4 protein-coding genes are annotated in these 5,784 nt (G+C 63.5%); all 4 read right to left on the bottom strand.

Going from position 1 to position 5,784, the window contains the following annotated elements; genetic code table 11:
* Positions 1-35 precede the first annotated feature (35 nt).
* The 4 genes from AC30NL_RS08455 to AC30NL_RS08470 all read right to left on the bottom strand — a co-directional run bounded on the left by AC30NL_RS08455 (position 36) and on the right by AC30NL_RS08470 (position 5,387).
* Complete coding sequence (locus AC30NL_RS08455; protein ID WP_489463559.1) at positions 36-1,196, bottom strand: BMP family ABC transporter substrate-binding protein; 1,161 nt, start codon at positions 1,194-1,196, stop codon at positions 36-38.
* 55 nt (positions 1,197-1,251) lie between these two features.
* Positions 1,252-2,172 (bottom strand): ABC transporter permease, encoded by a 921-nt coding sequence (locus AC30NL_RS08460; RefSeq protein ID WP_489463560.1) that lies wholly within the window; start codon positions 2,170-2,172, stop codon positions 1,252-1,254.
* Complete coding sequence (locus AC30NL_RS08465) at positions 2,172-3,341, bottom strand: ABC transporter permease (protein ID WP_489463561.1); 1,170 nt, start codon at positions 3,339-3,341, stop codon at positions 2,172-2,174. Before AC30NL_RS08465 ends, AC30NL_RS08460 begins: the two co-directional genes overlap by 1 nt.
* Positions 3,342-3,863: 522 nt before the next feature.
* Complete coding sequence (locus tag AC30NL_RS08470) at positions 3,864-5,387, bottom strand: ABC transporter ATP-binding protein (protein ID WP_489463562.1); 1,524 nt, start codon at positions 5,385-5,387, stop codon at positions 3,864-3,866.
* Positions 5,388-5,784 lie beyond the last annotated feature (397 nt).

The following is a 5,784-nucleotide window of genomic DNA, read 5'->3' on the forward strand; positions in this document are numbered from 1 at the left end:
ACGCTGCGCTTTGCCCACCCTACAACAGCAAGACCTTACTTCTTGTCGCCGCCCGGAACCGTTCCTTCCACGCCCTTGACGTAGAAGTTGATGCCGCCCAGGAATGCATCGTCGGCGACCTGGTCCTTCTTCAGCTTTTCCTTGCCGTCGTTGGTCGAGATCGGGCCCTTCCAGATCGCGAAGCTGCCGTCCTTCAGGCCTGCCTTCACCGTGTCGATCCTGGCCTTCAGTTCGGCAGGCACCTTGTCGGAGATGGACACCATGTCGATAGCGCCCTCCTTCACGCCCCACCAGGTCTTGCCGGTTGTCCACTTGCTCTCGAGCATGTCTTTCACGGCCTTGATGTAGTACGGCGTCCAGTTGATGACACTGGACGCGAGGTGTGCCTTGGGAGCATAGGCGGACATGTCGCTGTCCCAGCCCACGGCGTATTTGCCGGCCTTCTCCGCCGTCTGTAGCACGGCCGAGGTGTCGGTGTTCTGGAAGAGCACATCGGCCCCCGCATTGATCAGCGATTGCGCAGCATCGGTCTCCTTCGGCGGATCGCCCCAGGAGTTGACCCACACGACCTTGGTCTTGATCTTCGGGTTGACCGACTGCGCGCCCAGCGTGAAGCTGTTGATGTTGCGGATGACCTCGGGGATGGGCACCGAGCCCACCACGCCCAGCGTGTTGCTCTTGGTCATGCCGCCTGCGAGCACACCGGCCATGTAGGCGCCCTCGTAGGTACGGCTGTCATAGGTGCGCAGGTTCTCTGCGGTCTTGTAGCCGGTGGCATGTTCGAACTTCACGTCCTTGGAATCGGCCGCCACCTTGAGCATGTAGTCGCCGTGGCCGAAGGTGGTGCCGAAGATGAGCTTGTTGCCCTGGCTCACCATGTCGCGGAACACGCGCTCCGCATCGGGGCCTTCGGCCACCTTTTCAACGTAGCTCGTGACGACCTTGCCGGCGAACTCCTTTTCCATCGCCTTGCGCGCGTTGTCATGTGCAGTGTTCCAGCCACCGTCGCCGATGGAGCCGATGTACGCAAAGGACACTTTGAGCGGCTCCACGTTGGCCGGTGCCGATGCGGCGATGGGCGCCGGCGCCGGCGATGCAATGGTGGCTTCTTCCTTCTTGCTGCAGCCCGCCAGGGCGGCAGCGGCAAGAACAGTCCAGCCGGTGAGGCGGAGCATCGAGCGCTTCGAATCGATCATCTTGTCGTCTCCTCGATAAGGAATTGCGAGAGCAGGAATGCAAAATCGGCTGCGATTATGAGCCGGGGAAAAACGGCTTGCCCAGCGACGCCGGCATGTTGGCCCGAATCCAGGCTGCGTTGCGCGATATGAGCACGAGCACGATGATGGTCGCGAGATAAGGCATGGCGGTGAGCAACTGGCTCGACACCTGCACGCCTTCGCCTTGCAGATGAAACTGCAGCATGGTCACGCCGCCGAAAAGATAGGCACCAAGCAACACACGTGCTGGACGCCATGTCGCAAAGGTGGTGAGGGCCAATGCGATCCAGCCCTTGCCCGCCACCATGCCCTCGACCCACAGCGGGGTGTAGATGACCGAGATGTAGGCGCCCGCGAGGCCGCACAGCGCTCCGCCAGCCATCACTGCCGCGAAACGGATGCGACGCACCGGATACCCCAGCGCATGCGCCGATTCGGGCGACTCGCCCACCGCTCGCAGCACCAGTCCGGCGCGCGACCGGTAGAGAAACCATGTCAGTGCGACGGCAAGCACGATGGCGAGGTAGACGAGCGGATGCTGTCGGAACAGTGCCGGGCCGATGAAAGGAATGTCGGCCAGGCCGGGCACGTCGAAATGAGACCGCTGAGATAGCTTTTCCTGCGTGTAGCGCAGGCCCACGAAGGCAGAGAAGCCCGCGCCGAAGAGACTCAGAGCCAAGCCGCTTGCATACTGATTGGTGTTGAGCCAGATCACGAGCCAGCCAAACGCGGCAGCCATCAAGGCACCTGCGCCCATGCCCGCTGCGAAGGCGACCCAGTCGCTGCCGGTGTGCACGGCGGTTGCGAAGCCGGCAACGGCGGCGACGAGCATGATGCCCTCGGCGCCGAGGTTCACGATGCCGGCGCGTTCATTGATCAAGAGGCCGAGTGCGGCGAATGCGAGCACGGTGCCGGAGTTGAGCGTCGCAGCGAGAAGGAGTGCGAATGCGTCCATCAGACTTTCGCTCCTTGCTCGACGTCACTGGGATCCACTGCGAGGGGCTTTGACCCGTCTCCTCGTGGGAGGGGCGGCTTGGCCTGTCCTGAGCTTGCCGAAGGAAGGTGGGGGCTGTGTCTCCACCGAATCCGATAGAAGACCAAGGTGTCGCAAGCCAGCAGCGCAAACAGCAGCATCCCCTGGAACACCCCCGTCAACGATTTCGGCAGACCCAGCCGCGACTGCGCCAGCTCACCACCGATATAGAACATGCTCATCAACACCGCCGAGAAAACGACGCCCACCGGATGCAGCCGCCCCACGAAGGCCACAATGATCGCGGCAAAGCCATAACCGACCGGCACGTGCGGCGTGAGCTGCCCGAGCGGCCCGGCCGCTTCGAGTCCACCCGCCAGACCCGCCATGCCGCCGCTGCCCAGCATCGCCATCCACAACGCCCTTCGCGAAGAGAAGCCCGCATAGCGCGCAGCCGCCGGGGCGAGCCCGCCGACTTGCAACTGAAAACCCGCGTAGTGACGAAACAGGAACAACCAGAACAACAGCACCGCGATCAGCGCGATGACCGCGCCGATCGTCACACGCCAACCGCTGAAGAGACGCGGAATCTTCGTCGGCTCCAGGAAGCTGATGGTTTGCGGAAAGTTGTAGGCCGCCGGGTCTTTCCAAGGCCCGTACACGAGATAGCTGAGCAGCATGTCGGCGACGTACACGAGCATGAGGCTCACGAGAATCTCGTTGGCGTTCGCGCGGTCGCGCAAGAACGCGACGATGGCGGCCCAGGCCATGCCGCCCGCCACCCCGGCCAGCAAGATGGCAATGACGATGAATCGGCTCGAATCCTTGTCGGCCATCATGGCGACGCCACCCGCCGCGATCGCACCCAGGATGAATTGCCCCTCCGCACCGATGTTCCACACGTTGGAGCGAAAGCACACCGACAGTCCGAGGGCAATGAGCAGCAAAGGCGTGGCCTTGACCGCAAGTTCGGACAATGCGTAGCCGCTTTTCACGGGTTCGATGAAGAAGACTTGCAAGCCGCGCATCGGGTCCTTGCCGAGCATCATGAAGAGCAGCATGCCGATGACGACGGTGATGGCGAGCGCAAGAAGCGGCGAGACGATCGTCATCGTCCGGCTGGGTTCGGAGCGGGATTCGAGCGTCAGCATGAAGCCCCCGATTCCTCGCAACCGCAGCGAAGGCCTGCCATGCAAGTTCGGGCTGAGAGGCTGTGAGTATTTCGAGCGTGTCCGAGCAGCACGTCAAAAGCATGGGCAGGTTCAGGGCCTTCGACAAGCTCAGTCCCAAGAGGGACTTGGCGATTGCCAACAGGGCTTCGATACCTCAGCCCGAACGGGTGGGTGGGCCCGAATGGGTAGGTGGTTATGCAAGCAAGCTCACGCGCCTTTGGGTAGGAGGTGACGTGGGCTGGCTCACGTGCCTTCGGGTGGGGCGTGACATGGGCAAGCCTCGTCAAAGGCCACGTTCGGTAATGCGCGACGAACTGTGCGTGGGCAGGTTCAGGGCCTTCGACAAGCTCAGTCCCAAGAGGGATTTGGCTATTGCCAACAGGGCTTCGATACCTCAGCCCGAACGGGTGGGTGGGCCCGAACGGGTGGGTGGGCCCGAACGGGTGGGTGGGCCCGAACGGGTGGGTGGGCCCGAACGGGTGGGTGGTTAGGCAAGCAAGCTCAAGCGCCTTCATGCGCCAATTCCTTTTCCTGTGTGTCCCACAGCCCACTCATCCACTGCCCGATCATCTCCACGCTCGCGTCACCGACGTTGACGCTTGGGGACACGCGCCCTTGCGAGATGACAACGAGCCGATCGCATATCTCGAAGAGTTCATCGAGCTCTTCGCTCACGACAAGCACGGCGCAAGACTCATCGCGCAGCTTGAGCAACTCGGCGCGAATCTGGGCCGCCGCGCCCACGTCCACTCCCCAGGTCGGCTGCGACACGATCAGAACACGCGGCTTCGCATCGATCTCACGGCCGACGATGAACTTCTGCAGGTTGCCGCCCGACAGGCTCTTGGCCGGCGCATCCGGTCCGCCGGCCTTCACTTTGAAGCGGGCGATCAGCTTGCGTGTCAGCACGTCGACGCGGCCGTTGGCGATCCACCCGGCGCGGCTCACCGATTCAGTTCGCGTGAGCAAGGTGTTCTGCGCCAGCGACAAGCCGGGCACCGCCCCGCGGCCCAGGCGTTCTTCGGGAACGAAATGCAGGCCGCGCCGACGCCGCACAGCCGGCGACAGCCGGCCGATGGGACGGTCGTACAAGCGGATCGATTCCGCCGCCGCACGCGGGTCTTCGCCCGACAGCGCCGCCATCAACCCCTGCTGCCCGTTGCCCGAGACACCCGCAATGCCGACGATCTCTCCGGCCCGCACCTCGAAGCCGATGCGATGCAGGTTCATGCCGAAATGGTCCTGCTTGGCCAACGAGAGATCGCGTACCGCGAGCACCACGTCCCCCGCCCTCGCCTTCACGTGCTGCAACTGCGGCGGCTCCGCACCGATCATCAGTCGCGACAGGCTGGCATTGCTTTCCAGCGTCGGGTCGACCTCGCCTCTCACGCGTCCGGCCCCAAGCACCGTGCAGTGATGGCACAGCGCGCGGATTTCGTCGAGCTTGTGGCTGATGTAGAGGATGCTGCAGCCCTCGCTCGCGAGTTGGCGCAGCGTGACGAACAGCTTGTCGACAGCCTGCGGCGTGAGCACCGATGTAGGCTCATCGAGGATGAGAAGCTGAGGCTTGGTCATCAGGGCTCGCACGATCTCCACGCGTTGTCGCTCGCCCACCGACAGGGTGTGCACTGGGCGCAGCGGGTCCACGTCGAGCCCGTACTCTTGCGCCACCTGCACGATGCGCTGTGACACGTCTGCCAGGGACGGCCCCTTGTCCAGTCCCAGCCACACGTTCTCCGCCGCCGTCAGCGTGTCGAACAAGCTGAAGTGCTGGAACACCATGCTGATGCCCAAGCGCCGAGCCTCGTGCGGATTGCGGATGGTGACCAGCTCGCCGTTCCACAGCACCTCACCCTCGTCGGGTCGCACGGCACCGTAGATGATCTTCATCAGCGTCGACTTGCCCGCGCCGTTCTCGCCGAGCACGGCGTGGATCTCACCAGGCTTCACGCGCAGGTTCACACGGTCGTTCGCCTTGACCGACGGATATTGCTTGCTGATGTTTCTGAGTTCGAGACGCAGCATCACTGATTCCGGTTGTTGTTCGTCGCTTTCCAACTGCCGAAGCCCTCATCCCAACCCCAGAGACTCCCCGAAGGGGCGAGGGAGCAATACAGGCCAGCTCGCTGTGGCCCGCTTCGACGTAGTGCATTGCGGCTCCCTCTCCCCCGGCGGGGGGAGAGGGTTGGGGTGAGGGGTCTCCCAAAAATCACACCCATCTCCATCAAGGCAACCCGACGGCCCCCACCATCGCCCGCACCTGCTCGTCCCCTCCCCGCCACCCGTTTGGCGATGACGAAGGCAGGGTTGACGCATGACAAGTTCATGTTTGCTCAGAGGCCCAGGCCCCTCACCCCAGCCCTCTCCCCGAAGGGGCGAGGGAGCAATACAGGCCAGTTCGCTGTGGCCCGCTTCGAAGTAA

The sequence above is a fragment of the Rhizobacter sp. genome (genome assembly GCA_021153565.1).
GTDB lineage: Bacteria > Pseudomonadota > Gammaproteobacteria > Burkholderiales > Burkholderiaceae_C > Albitalea.